Genomic DNA, 736 nt, shown 5'->3' with positions numbered 1-736 from the left:
CTGCAGATAGTCGAGCTTGGCGGTCAGTCCCTTCAGGTCGCCGATGCCGTCGCCGTTGCTGTCCTGGAAGGAGCGGACGAGGACCTCGTAGAAGACGGCTCGCTTGAACCAGTCGGGGTCGCGGTCCCTGACCGGAGTGTCCTCGAAGGTGTCCGGTACGGGCTCGTTGACAGTCATGACGCTCCTGACCCTCCGGTTCGCTGTGCGGCGGGCGGTCGCTGGACGTGCAGGACGTGCGCGGGAGCCCGCCCCGGTTCCAGGCGCACGTAGTTGGCCCTGCCCCAGTGGTGGGTCTCGCCGGTGAGCTCGTCGCACACCGGCACCGACTCGTGCCACTCCAGGCCGAGTTGCGGCATGTCCAACGAGACCGTGGCCTCCTGGGTGTGGTGGGGATCGAGGTTGACCACCACCAGCACGACATCCGGTCCACTGCGTTTGCTGTATGCGATGACCGCGTCGTTGTCGGTGTGGTGGAAGCGGAGATTTCGCAGAGCCCGCAGCGAGGGGTGCTGCCGTCGGATGGTGTTGAGGCGGGTGATGAGGGGGGCGATGGTGCGGCCGGTGCGCTCGGCGGTGTCCCAGTCGCGGTGTGTGAGCTGGTACTTCTCCGAGTGGAGGTACTCCTCGCTGCCGTCGCGCAGGGGGGTGTTCTCGCAGAGTTCGTAGCCGCTGTAGATGCCCCAGGTGGGGGAGAGGGTGGCGGCGAGGACGGCACGGGCCTCGAAGGCGGGCCGGC

2 pseudogenes are annotated in these 736 nt (G+C 67.8%); both read right to left on the bottom strand.

The features are described 5' to 3' along the window. Nucleotides 1–177, bottom strand: a pseudogene (locus ORI94_RS35265) (trehalose synthase); the annotation flags it as partial. Beyond that, nucleotides 174–736 (bottom strand): annotated as a pseudogene (locus ORI94_RS35260) (DUF3459 domain-containing protein); the annotation flags it as partial. The pseudogenes ORI94_RS35265 and ORI94_RS35260, both read right to left, overlap by 4 nt.

The sequence above is a fragment of the Streptomyces sp. NEAU-W12 genome (genome assembly GCF_026242095.1).
In the GTDB taxonomy this organism is placed as follows: domain Bacteria; phylum Actinomycetota; class Actinomycetes; order Streptomycetales; family Streptomycetaceae; genus Streptomyces.
Note: the sequence above shows the minus strand (reverse complement) of the source record. Positions and strands in the feature narration are given on the sequence as shown.